Here is a 17,503-nt window from a genome sequence, read left to right on the forward strand (position 1 = left end):
GGGTCACGGTCACCCTGAGAGACGGTGACAACGACACCGTGCAGAGTACGACAGCAGATATTTCGGGTCAGGTACGTTTCAACGACGATGGTCCGATTGCATCGGTAGCAACTAACACGGGTCAGGCCACTCAGGTGCAAAATACCAACCTGATGTTGATCCTCGATATTTCCGGCAGTATGGGTGATCCATCGGGCTATCAAGGCATGACCCGGATGCAGGTGATGCAAAAATCTGCCTTGGAGTTGCTCGACAAGTACAGTGCCTATGGCACCGTTATGGTCAATATCATCACATTTGCATCCTCTGCTACTAACCCAACCAGTATCTGGGTCAATGTGGATGTGGCCAAGTCGACCATATTGGGGCTGCAACCATCAGGTGGTACTAACTATGACGATGCTCTAAATGAGGCGATCAAGGCCTTTGGCGATACAGGCAGGCAGATTAACGCACAAAATGTCTCCTATTTTATGTCAGATGGTCAGCCTACAGCGAACGCATTGAGTGGCTCAGCCGCTTCTGTCCTGGATGGAGATAACTCCCTTGGTGGTGGCAATGGCATTGATGGTGACGGCTCGACACTGAGTGGAGAAACCAAAGATTGGGCTGATTTCCTTAAAGCGAACAATATTAACTCCTTTGCGCTAGGGATGGGCTCGGGATCTACCCAGTCTGCACTTGATCCCATCGCTTACAATGGTGTCAGCGGCGCGAGCCCAGCGAATACAACCGCTGTGGTTGTGACTGATTTCAGTCAATTGGCCGCTACGCTTTTGAGTACCGTTGTGGCGCCACCGCTGGCGGGTCAAATAATCAATGGCATAGTGGCCAGTGCCGGGGCGGATGGTGGCTGGCTCAGCTCCATTACTGTTGGGGGGATAACGTATACCTACAACCAGAACACGGATACCCCATCTGGCGATACGTCGGTTGGGACCTTTAACCAATCAACAAACGAATGGATGATTGCGCTGGCTGGCGGCACCCTCAAGGTAGATATGGACAACGGGGCGTATACCTATACTCCGCCGTCTGCTATACCGGCAGGGGGCATAAACCAGGTCGTGGGCTATAGCGTTACCGATAAGGACGGGGACACAGCGTCCAGCACCCTGGCCATCGTTATCAGGCCAGCGGTTGGTCCCACTGCGGTGCGTGATGATTTCATCATCACCAACCAGGACCCTGTAACCGTTCCGGATTGGGCACTGCTTGTCAATGATACCGGGCCGCTGGCTGCGACCCAGATTATTACGGGTGTTTCTGGGGCCGTTGGCGGAACAGTGACAGATAACGCGGGTTCGGTGACGTTCGATGATACCTCTGGCAGCGCAACCCCCAGTAGCTACGAAGGGTCATTCAACTACACCAATAGCTCGACCACAGATACGGCCAAGGTCTTCGTGGATGTTCAAAGCGGGGCAACGCTCACAGGAGGATATCTGGACGAGATCCTCATCGGCGGGACGGGGGCGGATACGCTCAACGGCAATGCTGGAAATGATATTCTGCTGGGCGGTGCCGGTAACGACGCTTTGAATGGTGGCGAGGGCAACGACATTCTTGTTGGCGGTGCAGGCAACGATAACTTGAACGGTGGTGCTGGCAACGACACGGCCAGTTACATCGATAGTACGGCCGGTGTCACTGTTAAGGTCAATGGTAATAATCAGGCGACCGGTGGTGCGGGTACTGACAGTCTGAGCAATATGGAAAATCTGGTGGGTTCCATGTTCAACGACAGTCTGACGGGGGATGGCAATGCCAACGTACTGAGCGGTTTGGTTGGAAGCGACATCTTGAGCGGTGGTGGCGGCGATGACTTGCTCCTTGGTGGTGCTGATGGCGACACCCTGACAGGTGGAGGCGGTAAAGACACCTTTAAGTGGGGGGCGGGTGATATCGGTGGTGTGGATGTCATCAAAGACTTCACCACCGGCACTGGCGGAGATGTACTGGATATAAGCGAGCTGCTCACTGGCGAACATGCCAACTCTGGTTCGCTTGATGCGTACCTCAATTTCAGTAGTGATGGGCCAGGCACAAACAAATCAACATTGACTATTGATTTGGATGGTACGAATGGAGGAACCACCCACGTCATAAAGTTTGACAGTATTGACTTGACGACCCTGGGTAACAGTGACTTGCAGATTATTCAGAAGTTGCTGGATGACGGTAACTTGAAGGTTGATCCGTAACCTTGTCTTGGGGCCGGGCTTGCCTGGCCCCTGTTTTTTCCTCAAGGGGATGGATAAGATAGCGGCAGTAGAGGAGAGGGGTAATCATGCAGTCATTCAACTGGGTCGACATTGATGGCATCCGTTATAGCTGGGATGGGCAGGGGAACATTACCTGCGCAGGCCAGTTTGGCTATCAGGCCTCGATCTCGGGGGATCGACTGGATGGGATGGAGATTGAGAATGAGGCCGGTGATGTAGCGGGCTCGCTCTATGTTGACTTCGCTACGGCCTCTATCACTTATGTGCCGGTCATGGATACCGAGTCTGCCCATAACATGATTCTGGTTGGCCATCATCAGGGGCAGCAGGAGTATCCGCTGGCCAGTTTTCACTCTCCGTTGTTGCAAGATTTGCTAGGACCATCTGATACCATCCCTTGGTCTGCGATGGAGGAGGATAGTGGTGGCACCAATATCGGACAGGCGGTGCAAGGACACGTTCTGTCGTGGGACTCGTTCCATTTCGATGATGAGGTGTTGGTCTGTGGCGCGGCTCCTGCGCTGGATATGGCAAACCAGAGCCAGGATCCCGGCAGCATGGTCACCATTAGTCTCGATCTGACCAATCAGATACTGGATCAACTCCCCCCCTTGCACGATATATGAATCCCGTAGCTGCACGGGCATAATGGCCTCAATCTTTCCGATTGAGGTTTTTTTCTATGTGGCGTCCCCTTCTTACTCTTTCCGCTCTGGTTGTCAGTGCTCCGCTGCTGGCGATTGAAGTGCCGCAAGCGCCCCATCTGGTGGTGAGCGGTTATGCCGAGCAGAAGACCGAACCCGATATGCTCACCCTCAATGTGGCGGTGAGTGCACTGGATAAGCAGGGCCTCAAGGCCAAGCAGCAGGTCGATACCAAGGTCGCAGCCTTTTTCAGCCAACTGGAAGGGCTGGGGATCAAGCGCAGCGATGTTGAGGCTGGTAACCTGATGGTCTCTCCGGAATATCAGTATGGCGAGAACAAGAAACCGGTATTGCTGGGATACCGTGCCCAGCGGCAATTGGCGGTGAAGCTCTATCAGCTCGACAAGTTGAGCCCCCTGATGGATACCGCACTCAAAGCCGGGCTGGAGTCCGTATCCCAGATTGAGTACGGGTTGAAATCGCCGCAGGTCATCAAGGAGCAGGCCCGTCTGAATGCCGTTGAGGATGCCAAAACCAAGGCTGAATCTCTGGCCAAGGCGTTCGGGATGAAGCTTGGCAAGGTCTACAGTGTGGAGTACCGCAATGCTTCGCCCATTACCGCCTACAGCCGCAACCTGAAAGTGGTGCAGGCCATGGCGATGGCTGCACCTGCGGCGGATATGGCGGACAACAGCTATCAACAACAGCAGATCACGGTAAGTGATAATATCGAGGCTGTTTTCTTGCTGGAGTGATGCCCGTCGTTTAAGTCCAGTCATGAACAACCCCGCCATTTGCTGCGGGGTTTTTATTGCGCATCGATGCAGATATAAAAAAGCCGACGCTCGTGTTTACTTAATCGAGCGTCGGCTTTTTGTTGCGCTGGGTTTATCAGGCGGTCACAGCATCAGCCTGGGTCGCTTCAGGAGCCGGGTTGCGGATGAGGTAATCAAACGCACCCAGTGCGGCGGTGGCGCCAGCACCCATGGAGATGATGATCTGCTTGAACGGTACCGTGGTGGCATCCCCTGCGGCGTAGACGCCGGGCAGGGAGGTCGCCCCTTTGGTATCGATCTCGATCTCGCCAAAGCGGGTCAGGGCAATCTCGCTCCCTTTCAGGAACTCGGTGTTCGGTACCAGGCCGATCTGGACGAAGATCCCCGCCACCGCCAGGTGTTTAATCTCACCGGTGGTGCGATCTTCGTAGTCCATACCGACCACCTTGCTGCCATCACCGATCACTTCGGTGGTGCGAGCGCTCATGATGATGTCGATATTGCCCATAGAGCGAGCCTTCTTCTGCAGCACTTCATCGGCACGCAGGGTGTCGGCGAACTCCACCACAGTCACATGCTCGACGATGCCAGCCAAGTCGATCGCTGCCTCGATGCCGGAGTTACCGCCACCGATCACAGCTACTCGCTTGCCCTTGAAGAAGGGACCATCGCAGTGCGGGCAGTAGGCCACGCCCTTGGTGCGGTACTCAAGCTCGCCCGGTACGTTCAGATCACGCCAGCGGGCACCGGTCGCCAGGATCACGGCGCGGCTCTTCAAGGTGGCGCCAGAGGCGAGATCCACGTTCACATATCCATCTTTGCTGATGGCGGCGGCGCGCTGCTCGGTGATCACTTCAACGCCGTACTCTTTGACGTGCTGCTCCAGGCTGGCGGCCAGCTTGGGGCCTTCGGTGTAGGGCACGGAGATAAAGTTCTCGATGCCGACGGTGTCCATCACCTGACCACCGAAACGTTCGGCAACGATGGCGGTGCGAATGCCTTTACGAGCGGCATAGATGGCCGCTGCCGCGCCAGCCGGGCCACCGCCCACGACCAGCACATCGTAGGGATCTTTCTCATTCAGCTCGGCAGCCTTGCGCTCGGCGGCACCGGTGTCGAGTTTGGCGACGATCTCTTCCAGCGAGATACGGCCCTGGCTGAACGGTTGGCCGTTCAGGTAGACATTCGGTACCGCCATGATTTGACGCTCGGCAACCTCTTCCTGGAACAGGGCGCCGTCGATCATGGTGTGAGTGATGCCGGGGTTCAGGGTCGCCATCAGGTTGAGGGCCTGTACTACGTCCGGGCAGTTGTGGCAGGAGAGGGAGATATAGGTCTCGAAGTGGAACTCACCCTTGAGATTGCGGATCTGCTCCTGCACGGCTGCATCGGCCTTGGAGGGGTGGCCGCCGCTTTGCAGCAGGGCGAGCACCAGAGAGGTAAACTCATGACCCATGGGGATGCCGGCAAAGTGAACGCGCGGGGCTTGGCCCTGCGGCGCGACACTCATGGAAGGCTTGCGAGCGGCAGTGCCAGAGGTCTGGGTGATCTTGGGGGACATCTCGGCGATCTCGCTGGCCAGTGCCAGCAGCTCTGCAGATTTGTCGCTGTCGTTGCCGGACACGCTGATCTCGATGGGATTGACGATGTACTGCAGATAGGTGTTCAGCTGTTGTTTGAGGTTGGTATCCAACATCTTCGAATTCCTTCTTGTGATTGCGGGTCGGCGTGAGATGTAAGCCGGAAAGCAGACCGGTGCCTTTGCTTGGGGCCGGAAACAAAACCGGCCCTTATGCGGGCCGGTCTTGGAAGCGGGAGGCTTAGATCTTGCCTACCAGGTCCAGGGACGGGGCCAGAGTGGCTTCGCCTTCTTTCCATTTAGCCGGGCACACTTCACCCGGGTGGGAGGCAACGTACTGGGCTGCTTTGACTTTGCGCAGCAGTTCCAGTGCGTCACGGCCGATACCGCCAGCGTTGATCTCGACGATCTGGATGATGCCCTGCGGGTCAATCACGAAGGTACCGCGGTCAGCCAGACCAGCTTCTTCGATCATCACACCGAAGTTGCGGGTGATGGTGCCAGTCGGGTCACCAATCATCGGGTACTGGATCTTCTGAATGGTGTCAGAAGTGTCGTGCCATGCTTTGTGAGTGAAGTGGGTATCGGTAGAGACAGAGTAGATCTCGACGCCCAGCTTCTGGAATTCAGCGTAGTTGTCAGCAAGGTCGCCCAGCTCGGTCGGGCAAACGAAGGTGAAGTCAGCCGGGTAGAAGAAGACCACGGACCACTTGCCTTTCAGGTCAGCGTCAGACACCTGAACGAATTTGCCATTGTGGTAGGCGGTAGCATTGAACGGCTTGATTTCAGTGTTGATGTAGGTAGACATGTAATTGCTCCTTGGTGATGTACATATGCCGGTCTGGTGTTGAAGAGTCTTGCCAGACGAGGCGCTTAACTTTCGATGGATTCATCATAGGGGCTTCAGTTAATCGATAAAAGCCGCAATTTTGAATCGCTTAAATCTACTTATTAGATAGCTCACTATGGCTGTACCTAACATGAATATCTCTAGCCTACTGAGATAACTCCTTGTCATGGTTCAATATCTGTGCGCAACATCGCCTTTTCAAGACATGGGAAGATGTGTGCAGAGCCACGATGACACGATGAGATAAACGGTGGAGCAAACAGGTGGTGCAGGAGGTTGAGGCCGCTGCTCGCAGCGATGGAGATGTGCTGACAAGGGGGAGAGCAGAAAACGCGGATAAAAAAATCCCGGCGCTATCGCAACGACAGGGCCGGGTCATCAAACAAGGAATGGCTATATAAACAAATGCTTTACAGCAAAGACTAACTACGGGGTGTGCAAACTTGCAGACATATGAGAGGAAGATAATGGGTGCACAATCCCTCGTCTCCCCCTCGGCAACTATTGCATGAGAGGGATGATAGTGTGACGCAGATCACAAGGCAAGCATTTGGTGTAATTTTTCAATCAAAATGAAAGTGTTTCATCATTTTAGCTTATTCTGACGGCTGAAAACGCTTTTATTGTAATTTAATTACAGGTTGATCTGTCAAAAGTCGGTAGGTGGTTCCTGCTCTTCCATCAATTCCAGCAGGTTGATGGCCACGGCAATAAAGTCCGACTCGGTGACAATGCCGATCAGCTTGCGTCCTTTGAGTACCGGCAGGCAGCCATATCTGTGGCGCTGCAGGTAGAGTGCTGCCTCCTTGATGCCGGCGTGAGGATCTACGCTCGCCACTTGCCGTGTCATGATCTCGTCGAGTTGCACGCTGTCGGTAAATTCGGCTTCCCGCTCCGGGCTGATGAGCAGCAGCTTGGATTCCCGGGTGGCCAGGATATCGGTGAGGGTTACCAACCCCAGCAGGTGGTGCTGCTCGTCGACGATGGGAATGTGGCGGATCCGCTCCTGCTGCATCAGGTCCATCGCCTGTTTGACACTGTTTGACGGACCCAGAGTGAAGGGATGTTCGGTCATGATTTCGGATAGGGTCATCATGGTGGGCCTCCTTGTGTATCTGCTTTCACCCTAGCCCAGCCCCAACTGGCAAAACATGATCAGGGTCAATACAGAACATTAAAGAATCATTAACCGGAGGTGTGTCTCAATATTGCTCGCTACCCCTTGTCTCTCTTGGGTTTTTGGTCTTTTGGGTTGCCTTGGAAGATGGGGATAACTAGACTAGCCGCCGATTCCCCCCGAGGTGAAAGATGCAAGTATCCGATTTTCATTTTGATCTGCCAGACGAGCTGATTGCCCGCTATCCGATGGCAGAGCGTACCGCCAGCCGCCTGTTGCAGCTCGATGGTCAAACTGGCGCCCTGCGCCACGGTCAATTTGTGGATGTGCTGGATCAGCTCAATCCGGGTGACCTGCTGGTATTCAATAACACCCGTGTCATTCCGGCACGCATGTTTGGCCAGAAGGCCAGCGGCGGCAAGCTGGAGGTACTGGTCGAGCGCATTCTGGACGAGCACAGCGTGCTGGCCCATGTCCGGGCCTCCAAGGCGCCCAAGCCCGGCACCCGGATGATCATGGATGGTGGTGTGGAGGCAGAGATGCGTGCCCGTCACGACGCCCTGTTCGAGATCCACTTCCTCGACCCGCGTCCGGTGCTGGAGATTTTGGAGGCCATCGGCCACATGCCGCTGCCCCCCTATATCGACCGTCCCGACGAGGATGCCGACAAGGAGCGCTACCAGACCGTTTACAATCAAAAGCCGGGCGCCGTCGCGGCGCCGACCGCCGGTCTGCACTTTGATGAGCCGCTGCTTGAGAAAATTCGGGCCAAAGGGGTTGAAACGGCCTTCGTCACCCTGCATGTAGGGGCGGGGACCTTCCAGCCGGTGCGGGTGGAGAAGATTGAAGATCACCATATGCACTCCGAGTATGCGGAAGTGCCGCAAGAGGTGGTAGATGCCATCGCGGCCACCCGTGCCCGTGGTGGCCGGGTGATCGCGGTGGGGACCACGTCGGTCCGTTCGCTGGAGAGCGCGGCCAAGGTCACCCTGGCGCAGGGCAAACCGCTGGCGCCCTTCTTTAGTGACACCGATATCTTCATCTTCCCTGGTTACCAGTTCCAGATTGTCGATGCCATGGTCACCAACTTCCATCTGCCGGAGTCGACCCTGATCATGCTGGTCAGCGCCTTCGCCGGTTATGACAACGTGATGGCGGCCTATCAGGCAGCTGTGGCCGGGCAGTACCGTTTCTTCAGCTACGGGGACGCCATGTTCGTCACCCGTCGCCAGGTTGAAGCATAAGCTTCAGCTTATTTACCGGGCCGTGAGCGGCCCTCCTATTGTCAGACTGTTTATCTGACGCAGCCGAGGTAGCAATGAAATTTGAACTGAAAACCACCGACGGCCGTGCCCGTCGCGGTCAACTGGTCTTCGAACGTGGTGTGGTACAAACACCGGCCTTTATGCCGGTCGGGACTTACGGCACCGTCAAGGGGATGACCCCGGAAGAAGTGCGTGAAACCGGCGCCCAGATCCTGCTGGGTAACACCTTCCACCTCTGGCTACGTCCGGGTCAGGAAGTGATGCGTGCCCACGGCGATCTGCATGACTTCATGAACTGGCAGGGCCCGATCCTGACCGACTCCGGTGGTTTCCAGGTGTTCAGCCTAGGCCATATTCGCAAGATCACCGAAGCGGGCGTCCACTTCCGTCACCCCATCAATGGCGAGAAGATCTTCCTCGACCCCGAGAAGTCCATGGAGATCCAGTACGATCTGGGCTCCGACATCGTGATGATCTTCGACGAGTGCACTCCGTACCCGGCCACTTATGAAGAAGCGCGCAAGTCCATGGAGATGTCCCTGCGCTGGGGCAAGCGCTCCCGCGACAAGTTTGATGCGCTGGGCAACAAGAACGCCCTGTTCGGCATCATCCAGGGCTCGGTCTACGAAGATCTGCGTGATGTCTCCCTCAAGGGGCTGCTGGAGATCGGTTTCGACGGTTATGCGGTCGGTGGTCTGGCGGTGGGTGAACCCAAAGAGGACATGCACCGTATCCTCGAGCACGTCTGCCCGAAAATTCCGGCTGACAAGCCGCGCTACCTGATGGGTGTCGGCAAGCCGGAAGATCTGGTGGAAGGGGTGCGCCGCGGTATCGACATGTTCGACTGCGTCATGCCGACCCGCAACGCCCGCAACGGCCACCTGTTCACCACCGATGGTGTGGTGAAGATCCGCAACGCCCAACATCGCAACGACACCAGTACCCTGGATGCCGAGTGTGATTGCTACACCTGCAAGAACTACAGCCGAAGCTACCTGCACCATCTGGATAAGTGCAACGAGATCCTCGGTGCCCGTCTGAATACGATTCATAACCTGCGTTATTACCAGCGTGTGATGCAGGGTTTGCGGGACGCGATCGAGCAGGGTAAATTAGACGACTTTGTAACAGAGTTTTACCGTCGGCAAGGGAAGCCTGTGCCTCCGTTAGCTGAAAATGACGTTAAATAACAACAACATATAATTTTGTTTTTTTAAATCTACATCAATAAGAGGTTGTTAAATGAGCATTATCTCCAAGGCGTATGCAGAAGGCGCAGCACCGGGTGCACAGGGTGGTGGTATGGAAATGATCATCATGCTGGCCGTATTCGGCCTGATTTTCTACTTCATGATCTATCGTCCCCAGGCCAAGCGTGCCAAGGATCACCGCAATCTGATGAGCTCCTTGTCCAAGGGTGATGAAGTGCTCACTTCCGGTGGCCTGGTTGGCAAAATTGCCAAAGTGGCTGCAGACAGCGATTACCTGGTGATCGCCCTGAACGACCAGACTCAAGTCACCATCAAAAAGGACTTCGTCTCTGCCGTTCTGCCCAAGGGTTCTATCCAGTCCCTTTAATCTCCCAAGGAGCACAGCGTGTTGAATCGCTATCCGCTGTGGAAATACCTGATGGTGATCCTGGTGATCGCCATCGGTTTTCTATATGCAGCCCCCAATCTTTACGGCGAAGATCCGGCTTTGCAGGTTTCTGCCAGCCGTGGTGCCGAAGTCAAGCTAGATACTCTTGATCTGGTGAAAGAGACCCTTGAAGCGGCCAAGATCCCGGTCAAACATGCTGCATTCGAGCACGGTTTTATCCTGATCCGTTTCAAGAACACCGAAGACCAGCTGAAGGCGCGTGATATCGTTGCCAACAAGCTGGGCGACAACTTCATTACCGCACTCAACCTGGCACCTTCCACTCCCGCCTGGCTCGAAGCCATCGGTGCGGCGCCTCTGAAGCTGGGTCTTGATCTGCGCGGTGGTGTGCACTTCCTGATGGAAGTGGACATGGCCGAAGCACTGACCAAGCAGCAAGAGCAGATGGTGCAGGATTTCCGCTCCGAGCTGCGCACCCAGAAGATCCGTTACTCCGGCGTGCGCCGGGTCGGTGATCAGGTGCAGGTGATCTTCCGTGACGAAGCCGATCAGGAACGCGCCGTTTCTCATCTGCGTCGTCAGAACCCTGATTTGACTTTCACTACCGAGCAGAAAGGGGATGAGTTCATCCTGCTGGCTGGTCTGAGCGAAGCCAAGATCAAGGAAGTGAAGAAGTACGCCCTCGAGCAGAACATCACCATCATCCGTAACCGGGTCAACGAACTGGGCGTGGCCGAGCCGCTGGTACAACAGCAAGGCGCCGAGCGCATTGTCGTTGAACTGCCCGGTATTCAGGATACCGCCCGCGCCAAGGAGATCCTGGGTGCAACCGCGACCCTGGAATTCCACATGGTCGATGAGACAGCCGACATCCAGGCTGCGGCCGATGGCCGTGTCCCGCCCAGCTCCAAGGTCTACAACGATCGCAATGGTCGTCCCGTGGTGCTGCAAAAGCGGGTGATCCTGACCGGTGACCACATCGTGGGTGCCCAGTCTGGTTTCGACGAGTACAGCCGTCCCCAGGTCAACATCAAGCTGGATGGCCAGGGTGGCAACAAGATGGCCAACTTTACCAAGGATAACGTGGGTAAAGGGATGGCGACCGTCTTCATCGAGTACAAGCCGGTCGGTCAACCGGGTCCGGATGGCAAGCGCAAGTTCCGCAAGCAGGAAGAGGTGATCAACGTCGCCACCATCCAGTCGCGTCTTGGCAGCCAGTTCCGTATCACAGGTATCGACAACGCCAACGAAGCCCACAACCTGGCGCTGCTGCTGCGTGCCGGTGCCCTGATCGCCCCGATCCAGATCGTGGAAGAGCGCACCATTGGCCCGAGCCTGGGTCAACAGAACATCGATAGCGGTATGGAAGCCATCGGCTGGGCCATGCTGGTGATCGTGCTGTTCATGGGGATCTACTACCGTGCGTTCGGCTGGGTTGCCAACCTGGCGCTCTGTATGAACCTGGTGTTGATTGTCGGCATCATGTCGATGATCCCGGGGGCCACCATGACATTGCCGGGTATCGCCGGTATAGTCCTGACGCTGGGTATGGCGGTGGATGCCAACGTGCTGATCTACGAGCGTATTCGTGAAGAGATCCGCAACGGTCGTGGTGTTCAGCAAGCCATCCATCTGGGCTTTGATCGGGCATTCTCCACCATCGCCGACTCCAACGTGACCTCGCTGATCACCTGCGTGATCCTGTTCGGTATCGGTACTGGCGCCATCAAGGGCTTTGCCCTGACGCTGGGCATTGGTCTGACCGCCTCCATGTTTACTGCCATCACAGTTTCCCGTGCCATTATCAACCTGGCTTGGGGTGGACGGCGTATCGACAAGCTGCCCATCTGAGGATAGAGAGATGTTTCAGATTCTACATTTTGAAAAACCGATCCCGTTTATGCGCTATGCCAAGCCGGGTGTGGTTTTCTCTTCCGTGCTGATGGTGGTAGCCCTGTTCTTCCTGTTTGATCGGGGTCTGAACTGGGGTCTGGACTTTACCGGTGGTACCACCATCGAGGTGGGGTTCCAGCAATCGGTGAGCCTGGACAAGATCCACGACGCTCTGGAAGAGCAGAAGATTGAAGGGGCAACCCTGCAACACTTTGGCTCCAGCCGTGACGTGCTGTTCCGCCTGACCCCGAAAGAGGGGGTCAAGGTAGAACAACAGGGTAACGAAGTGCTGGCGGCGGCCAAGCAGCTCGACGAGGGCGCAGTGCTCAAACGCGTCGAGTTCGTCGGCCCTTCCGTGGGTGATGAACTGGCGACAGACGGTGCGCTGGCGATGCTGGCCTCTATCCTCTGTATCCTGGCCTACGTGGCAGTGCGTTTCGAATGGCGTCTGGCGCTGGGGGGCATTCTCTCCCTGGTGCACGACGTAGTGATCACGCTGGGTGTCTTTGCCTACTTCCAGTACGAGTTCGACCTGACCGTACTGGCGGCACTGATGACCCTGGTGGGTTACTCCCTGAACGATACTATCGTGGTGTTCGACCGCTTGCGGGAGAACTTCCGCAAGGTGCGTAAAGGGGATACCGAATACATTCTGGATCTCTCCATGACCGAGACCCTGAGTCGTACCATCATCACCTCCGGCCTTACCTTTATCGTGGTGCTGGCGTTGCTGCTCAAGGGCGGTGCGCTGATCCACGGTTTTGCCGTGGCCATGGTGATCGGTGTGGCGTTCGGTACCTACTCTTCCATCTATGTGGCGAGTGCGTTTGCCATGTTCCTCGGCGTCAAGCGCGAGCACATGCTGCCAACCCAGGTAGAAAAAGAGGGTGCGGACCAACAGGAAATCCTGCCGTAACAGTGAAGAGCGCCTCATGGCGCTCTTTTCTTATCTCTGCGTGTCGTTTGCTGACGCACATGATTTAAACAACAGGAGTTTGTCATGCATCACAATCCCCGTTTTTTGGCGCTGGTTGACGGGATCCGCTCCCGCATCACCGAAACCGATGTTCACCAGATCAAGCGCTGGCAGGATGAAGGGCGCACGTTTCACCTAATCGACGTGCGGGAAGAGAGCGAGTGGGCCAAAGGCCATCTGCCCGGTGCCCGATATCTGGGTCGTGGCGTGATTGAGCGGGATATCGAGACCCAGTTCCCGGATCTCGAGACCGAGCTCTACCTCTATTGTGGTGGTGGTTTTCGCTCAATTCTGGCGGCGGACAACCTGCAACAGATGGGTTATCGCAAGGTGATCAGCGTCGACGGCGGGTTTCGCGGTTGGTGCGATGCCGGATACCCTGTCGAATCCTGATTTATTTGAGGTAGAGGGGCACAGCTACATGACAAAGCGGCAGTTGACCTTTACCATATGCGGGGTCAAGCGTAAGCGTCGGAGTGTTCATTGAACGTCAGGAAAGGGATTGGATACCTCCTCGGTATCCTGTTGTTGCTTCCCATGTGGGGTTGCAGCAGTAGCAGTCAGGTTAACACCCCCAAGGTTCCCAAGCCGCAGCCTGCTTCACTGGTGTTGGCGACCCCCCTGCAGGTCTCCTACCAGAGTGAGCTGGCGCTCGCCCGACTCGGGCAGATGCTCAGTGAAATGGAACTGACCACCGAGCAACGGGCAGAGTTGTTCTATGAGCGTGCTGTGGTGTTTGATCGGGTTGGTCTGCGTTCCCTCGCGCGGCTCGATTTCAACCGTGCCCTGCGGGAGAAACCGGATTTCGCCGAAGCCTACAACTTCATCGGCGTCTATCTGGTACAGCAGCAGAATTACGACGAAGCCTATGATGCGTTCGATTCTGCCCTCGAACTGGCGCCGGACTATGACTATGCCTATCTCAACCGTGGCATCGCCCTCTATTACGGCAACCGTCCCGAACTGGCCGCGGCCGATATGAAGCGTTTCTACGAGGCGCAGCCGGAAGACCCCTATCGGGTGATCTGGCTCTATCTGGCCGAGCAGAAACTCGACCCGTCGGCCGCCATGAGCCGGATGCGCGAGCGTCTCAACAAATACGATGACGATGCCTGGAACTGGGATCTGGTACGCCTCTATACCGGCGAGATCAACGCTTCCCAGCTGATGGGCAACGTGGTGAAAGGGGTGAAGGATAACCGGGAGCTTGCCGAGCGCCTGTGTGAAACCTACTTCTATCTGGGCAAGTTCGAGCTGGGCAAAGGCAACCGCAAGGAGGCCATCAGCTACTTCAAGCTGGCCTTATCTAACAACGTCTATGACTTCATCGAGCACCGCTATGCGCTGCTGGAGCTGGAGTTGATGGCGCGCAAGCCCTTGCCGCCAGGTGCCCAGAGCGCTCGTAACAAGGGTGATCAACCCTCCTGATCTACTGTCAGATAGTGATAAAAAGGCCTCTGATGAGGCCTTTTTGTTGGGCGAATGGCGGGTTTACTCCACCAGGCTCATGCCGGGGATCTGGCGCCAGTAGCCGTTGCAATCGCTTCCTTGCTGCAAGGGGAGGGGAGCCTGGCCCTGACGGTTGGCTTTGAAGCGGGCCAGCATCTCCAGCGTCTCCATCCCTTGCGGCGAAAGCCTGACCACATCTACCAGACCTTCCATACCAGCCAGCTCGTTACCTAGGTTGTAGCAGTAGCCGGACTGGGTCTGGATCCCGTTGAGATTGAACACCCGTTGCCCCTCGCGGCTGTTGGCCAGTCGTCCGGTGGGATAGTTGATGCAGGCGAGCTCGCAGTTGTCTTTCGGTTTGTCGAGGGAGCGGGCGGTGAAGCAGCGCGCCGAGTAGGCGAGCGGCAGATGGCCGTAGGCAAACACCTCCACCTCAAATTGGTCGCGCAGGGAGCCCAGATCCTGATTGAGCTGGATCAGCCAGTCACGGGAGAGCTCCACCGGCATGACCCAGCGTTTCATCCCCTGTTTGAGCAACATGCGCAGCACATCGGCGTTATAGGCGTTGATGGCGGGGCCACAGACGAAGGGGATCCCTGCCTCCCAGGCGAGTTGCACCGTACCGAGATCGTTGGCTTCGACCATCAGGTCGCCATTGTCGACCAGCCGCTTCACCTCCTTGAGTTCGGAGGGGGCGGAGATAAGGGCGAGGGTCGAGAGCACCACCTGCTTGCCGGAGCAGGCCATCTGACGGGCCAGCGCAATCCAGTCATCGACTTTGAGTTCGCGCCGCTTGCTGCAGACGGTCTCCCCCAGATAGATGATGTCGGCCTGACTGTCGGCAGCGGCATGGTAAAAGGCTTCGGTATCGGCTTTGGGCCAGTAGAAGAGAAGAGGCCCGAGAGAAAATTGCATGGGTGGACTCCTTATTGCCACTGACGATGGTAGGCGCCGAGGGTAGTCTGGCTACCTTCGGAGACGCGGGCGAGCTGGGCATCCCACTCAGCTTTGACCTGATAGGCCTCGGGATTGGCCTGATAGGCATCGATGGCTGCACGCCACACCCGGGTCACTTGCTCCACATAGGCGGGGCTGCGCTGGCGCCCTTCAATCTTGACCGACTGGATCCCGGTCTTGAACAGCTCGGGCAGGAGACCCAGGGTATTGAGACTGGTGGGCTCTTCCAGCGCGTGGTAGGTCTGGCCATCCACGTCGAAACGCCCCTTGCACAGGGTCGGGTAACCGGCATTTTCGCCCGGGCCATAGCGGTCGATCAGTACCTCGTTGAGCCGCGACTCGAGGCCGTTCGCGGTCTCTTCCCAACGGACGAACTTGGCCGGTGAGCAGGCGCCGACGGTGTTGGGGCTCTCGCCAGTCATGTAGGAGGAGAGATAGCAGCGCCCCTCGGCCATAATGCAGAGGCTGCCAAAGGCGAATACCTCTAGGCCAACATCGGTCTCGCGGGCCAGCTGCTTGACCTGATGCATGGAGAGCACCCGGGGCAGCACCACCCGTGTGACATTGAATTGCTGCTGATAGAAGCGAATGGCGGCGGCATTGGTGGCGCTGGCCTGCACCGAGACATGGAGTTCCATCTCGGGGTAGTGGCGGCTGGCATATTCCAGCACGGCGAGATCGGCGATGATTAACGCATCGGCGCCGAGGGCCACCCCGCGATCAACCGCCTGTTTCCATCGAGTATCGGCCCCGGGATGGGCAAAGGTATTGATGGCAATATGCAGCTTGCGACCATGTTGATGCACATAATCCACCGCCTTCTCCAGTTTGCTGTCGGTAAAGTTGAGACCGGCAAAGTGGCGGGCATTGGTGTCATCCTTGAAACCGATATAAACGGCATCGGCCCCGTTATCCACGGCGGTTTTCAGTGCCGGCAAACTGCCTGCCGGACAGAGTAATTCCATTGGTACGCTCCGAGAGTGCATATGAAGGGCAAACGAGCCCTGATTGTATGCAGCCATGCACTCCCGCTTTTTGACCTGAGGCAGCTTTGTGTGGCTTTACCCTTCTTGAGGTAACCCTGCACAAGTTTGATTTCCAACAGGATCTTGCCACTCTCCCTGTGTTTGAATGCGCAAAAAAGGGAGTCTATCGTGTTTCAAAAACTGCAACGTCGCCTGGTCGAACAGGCTCCGCGCTTCTTGCGCCATCCCCTCAAGCTGGTTCCCTTCAATCTGCAAAAGCAGCTGATGGAGAGTTTACTGGCCCGGGTTTTCAAAGAGGCTATCGAAGATGGCGATTTCGAGTTTCTGGCAGACAAGTGGCTGAAAGTCGAAGTTTCTGATCTGGAGCTGTGCTGGTTTATCAGTGAGCAGAATGGCCAGCTGGTGGTAGCTCGCGAGTGTGACAAGGCCGATGTCTGCTTCAGCGGTACCGCCAACGACCTGATCCTCATCGCTGGTCGCAAAGAGGATCCGGATTCGCTCTTTTTTCAGCGCAAGCTGAAGATAGAAGGGGATACCGAACTGGGTCTTGAGGTGAAAAACTTGATGGACAGTCTGGATCTCGATGGCTTGCCGAGCCTGATGAAGTATCCCCTGATGGATCTGGCGACGTTTATCGAACGCGCCCGCACCGAGTCAGCGCAGGCTCCGGTGCAGACGGCGCCGGGCGGGATCCCGTCTTAAGTGGAAAATCACCCCATGGGCATGGCGACGATAATGGTGCCGTGCCCAGAGGCAACGACAGGCCCACAGACAGGGCAGCAAGGCGATGAGTGCTGCAGGGGCGGGCAGCTGTGACATGGCCAGCCCCGCAGCCAGCCAGATAAAGGGTTGCGCTTCATACAGCCACTCCGGCTGTAGCCAGCGTTTGCTCGGAAAGATAATCAGATCGGTACGTCGGTAGCTGGAGCGCATCATCCAGGTCACCGCTCCGGCGATAAACAGCAAGGCGCCAGCAAACCAGAGCAGTGGCTGTTCACTCAACGTAATAATGGCAATGGCTGCCAGCAGGTAGAGGCTGGGCAATCTCTCATAGATAAAGGGAGGAAGCATGGCGTGGTGTCTCCTGTGCCGTTTATCGGATATCCATCAAGTTTAGCCCCCCCCTCTCACTTCCCTCATGCTGGTTTGTTATACAAACGGGTAGTTTTGTTCTGAAATGGCTCGGC

The 17,503-nt window shown here is 56.5% G+C and carries 17 protein-coding genes; 11 read left to right on the forward strand and 6 right to left on the reverse strand.

Translation table 11 applies throughout. From position 1 onward, the window contains the following. The 3 genes from AB5Z05_RS11580 to AB5Z05_RS11590 form a co-directional block, all read left to right on the forward strand. Positions 1-2,204: type I secretion C-terminal target domain-containing protein (locus AB5Z05_RS11580; protein WP_368151602.1), on the forward strand; the 2,204-nt coding region annotated here is incomplete at its 5' end. An 86-nt stretch (positions 2,205-2,290) separates the two neighbouring features. Next, a complete protein-coding gene (locus AB5Z05_RS11585; RefSeq protein ID WP_047434337.1) occupies positions 2,291-2,851 on the forward strand; it encodes a hypothetical protein in 561 nt (186 codons plus the stop codon). 56 nt (positions 2,852-2,907) lie between these two features. Next, positions 2,908-3,624, forward strand: a complete 717-nt coding sequence (locus tag AB5Z05_RS11590; protein WP_005337338.1) for an SIMPL domain-containing protein — start codon at positions 2,908-2,910, stop codon at positions 3,622-3,624. A gap of 136 nt (positions 3,625-3,760) precedes the next feature. Here the strand turns inward: AB5Z05_RS11590 and ahpF are convergent, their stop codons facing one another. The 3 genes from ahpF to AB5Z05_RS11605 form a co-directional block, all read right to left on the reverse strand. After that, a complete protein-coding gene (ahpF, locus tag AB5Z05_RS11595) occupies positions 3,761-5,341 on the reverse strand; it encodes an alkyl hydroperoxide reductase subunit F (protein ID WP_064339974.1) in 1,581 nt (526 codons plus the stop codon). Between the two features lie 124 nt (positions 5,342-5,465). Beyond that, a complete protein-coding gene (ahpC, locus tag AB5Z05_RS11600; RefSeq protein ID WP_005337335.1) occupies positions 5,466-6,032 on the reverse strand; it encodes an alkyl hydroperoxide reductase subunit C in 567 nt (188 codons plus the stop codon). Positions 6,033-6,723: 691 nt separating this feature from the next. Next, positions 6,724-7,170, reverse strand: coding sequence for a CBS domain-containing protein (locus AB5Z05_RS11605; protein WP_013723842.1), 447 nt, complete (start codon positions 7,168-7,170; stop codon positions 6,724-6,726). A gap of 212 nt (positions 7,171-7,382) precedes the next feature. On the opposite strand from AB5Z05_RS11605, the gene queA reads away from it, so the two are divergent. From queA to nlpI, 7 genes are all read left to right on the forward strand, one after another. Continuing rightward, positions 7,383-8,435 carry a tRNA preQ1(34) S-adenosylmethionine ribosyltransferase-isomerase QueA gene (gene queA, locus AB5Z05_RS11610; RefSeq protein WP_005344678.1) on the forward strand — a complete coding sequence of 351 codons (1,053 nt, stop codon included), beginning with the start codon at positions 7,383-7,385 and terminating at the stop codon, positions 8,433-8,435. A 74-nt stretch (positions 8,436-8,509) separates the two neighbouring features. Then, complete coding sequence (tgt, locus tag AB5Z05_RS11615; RefSeq protein WP_005337329.1) at positions 8,510-9,646, forward strand: tRNA guanosine(34) transglycosylase Tgt; 1,137 nt, start codon at positions 8,510-8,512, stop codon at positions 9,644-9,646. Positions 9,647-9,698: 52 nt separating this feature from the next. Continuing rightward, positions 9,699-10,034 carry a preprotein translocase subunit YajC gene (yajC, locus tag AB5Z05_RS11620; protein ID WP_005337327.1) on the forward strand — a complete coding sequence of 112 codons (336 nt, stop codon included), beginning with the start codon at positions 9,699-9,701 and terminating at the stop codon, positions 10,032-10,034. Between the two features lie 18 nt (positions 10,035-10,052). Beyond that, on the forward strand, positions 10,053-11,906 hold the full coding sequence (secD, locus tag AB5Z05_RS11625) for a protein translocase subunit SecD (RefSeq protein ID WP_005337324.1): 1,854 nt from the start codon (positions 10,053-10,055) through the stop codon (positions 11,904-11,906). Between the two features lie 10 nt (positions 11,907-11,916). After that, positions 11,917-12,864 (forward strand): protein translocase subunit SecF, encoded by a 948-nt coding sequence (gene secF / locus AB5Z05_RS11630; protein WP_005337322.1) that lies wholly within the window; start codon positions 11,917-11,919, stop codon positions 12,862-12,864. A gap of 84 nt (positions 12,865-12,948) precedes the next feature. Then, complete coding sequence (locus AB5Z05_RS11635) at positions 12,949-13,317, forward strand: rhodanese-like domain-containing protein (RefSeq protein ID WP_019446086.1); 369 nt, start codon at positions 12,949-12,951, stop codon at positions 13,315-13,317. A gap of 90 nt (positions 13,318-13,407) precedes the next feature. Then, complete coding sequence (gene nlpI / locus AB5Z05_RS11640; RefSeq protein WP_005351017.1) at positions 13,408-14,352, forward strand: lipoprotein NlpI; 945 nt, start codon at positions 13,408-13,410, stop codon at positions 14,350-14,352. A gap of 63 nt (positions 14,353-14,415) precedes the next feature. Here the strand turns inward: nlpI and AB5Z05_RS11645 are convergent, their stop codons facing one another. Both AB5Z05_RS11645 and AB5Z05_RS11650 read right to left on the reverse strand, forming a co-directional pair. After that, complete coding sequence (locus AB5Z05_RS11645) at positions 14,416-15,288, reverse strand: U32 family peptidase (protein WP_368151604.1); 873 nt, start codon at positions 15,286-15,288, stop codon at positions 14,416-14,418. Between the two features lie 11 nt (positions 15,289-15,299). Further along, entirely contained in the window at positions 15,300-16,295 is a 996-nt protein-coding gene (locus AB5Z05_RS11650) for a peptidase U32 family protein (RefSeq protein ID WP_042056156.1), read from the reverse strand. A gap of 189 nt (positions 16,296-16,484) precedes the next feature. On the opposite strand from AB5Z05_RS11650, the gene AB5Z05_RS11655 reads away from it, so the two are divergent. Continuing rightward, on the forward strand, positions 16,485-17,018 hold the full coding sequence (locus AB5Z05_RS11655; protein WP_110303243.1) for an SCP2 domain-containing protein: 534 nt from the start codon (positions 16,485-16,487) through the stop codon (positions 17,016-17,018). Here AB5Z05_RS11655 and AB5Z05_RS11660 read toward each other — a convergent pair. Then, on the reverse strand, positions 16,971-17,387 hold the full coding sequence (locus tag AB5Z05_RS11660) for a hypothetical protein (protein ID WP_368151606.1): 417 nt from the start codon (positions 17,385-17,387) through the stop codon (positions 16,971-16,973). The genes AB5Z05_RS11655 and AB5Z05_RS11660 overlap by 48 nt on opposite strands. Positions 17,388-17,503: the final 116 nt, after the last annotated feature.

Source organism: Aeromonas sp. R2-4 (assembly GCF_040908365.1).
Taxonomy (GTDB): domain Bacteria; phylum Pseudomonadota; class Gammaproteobacteria; order Enterobacterales; family Aeromonadaceae; genus Aeromonas; species Aeromonas veronii.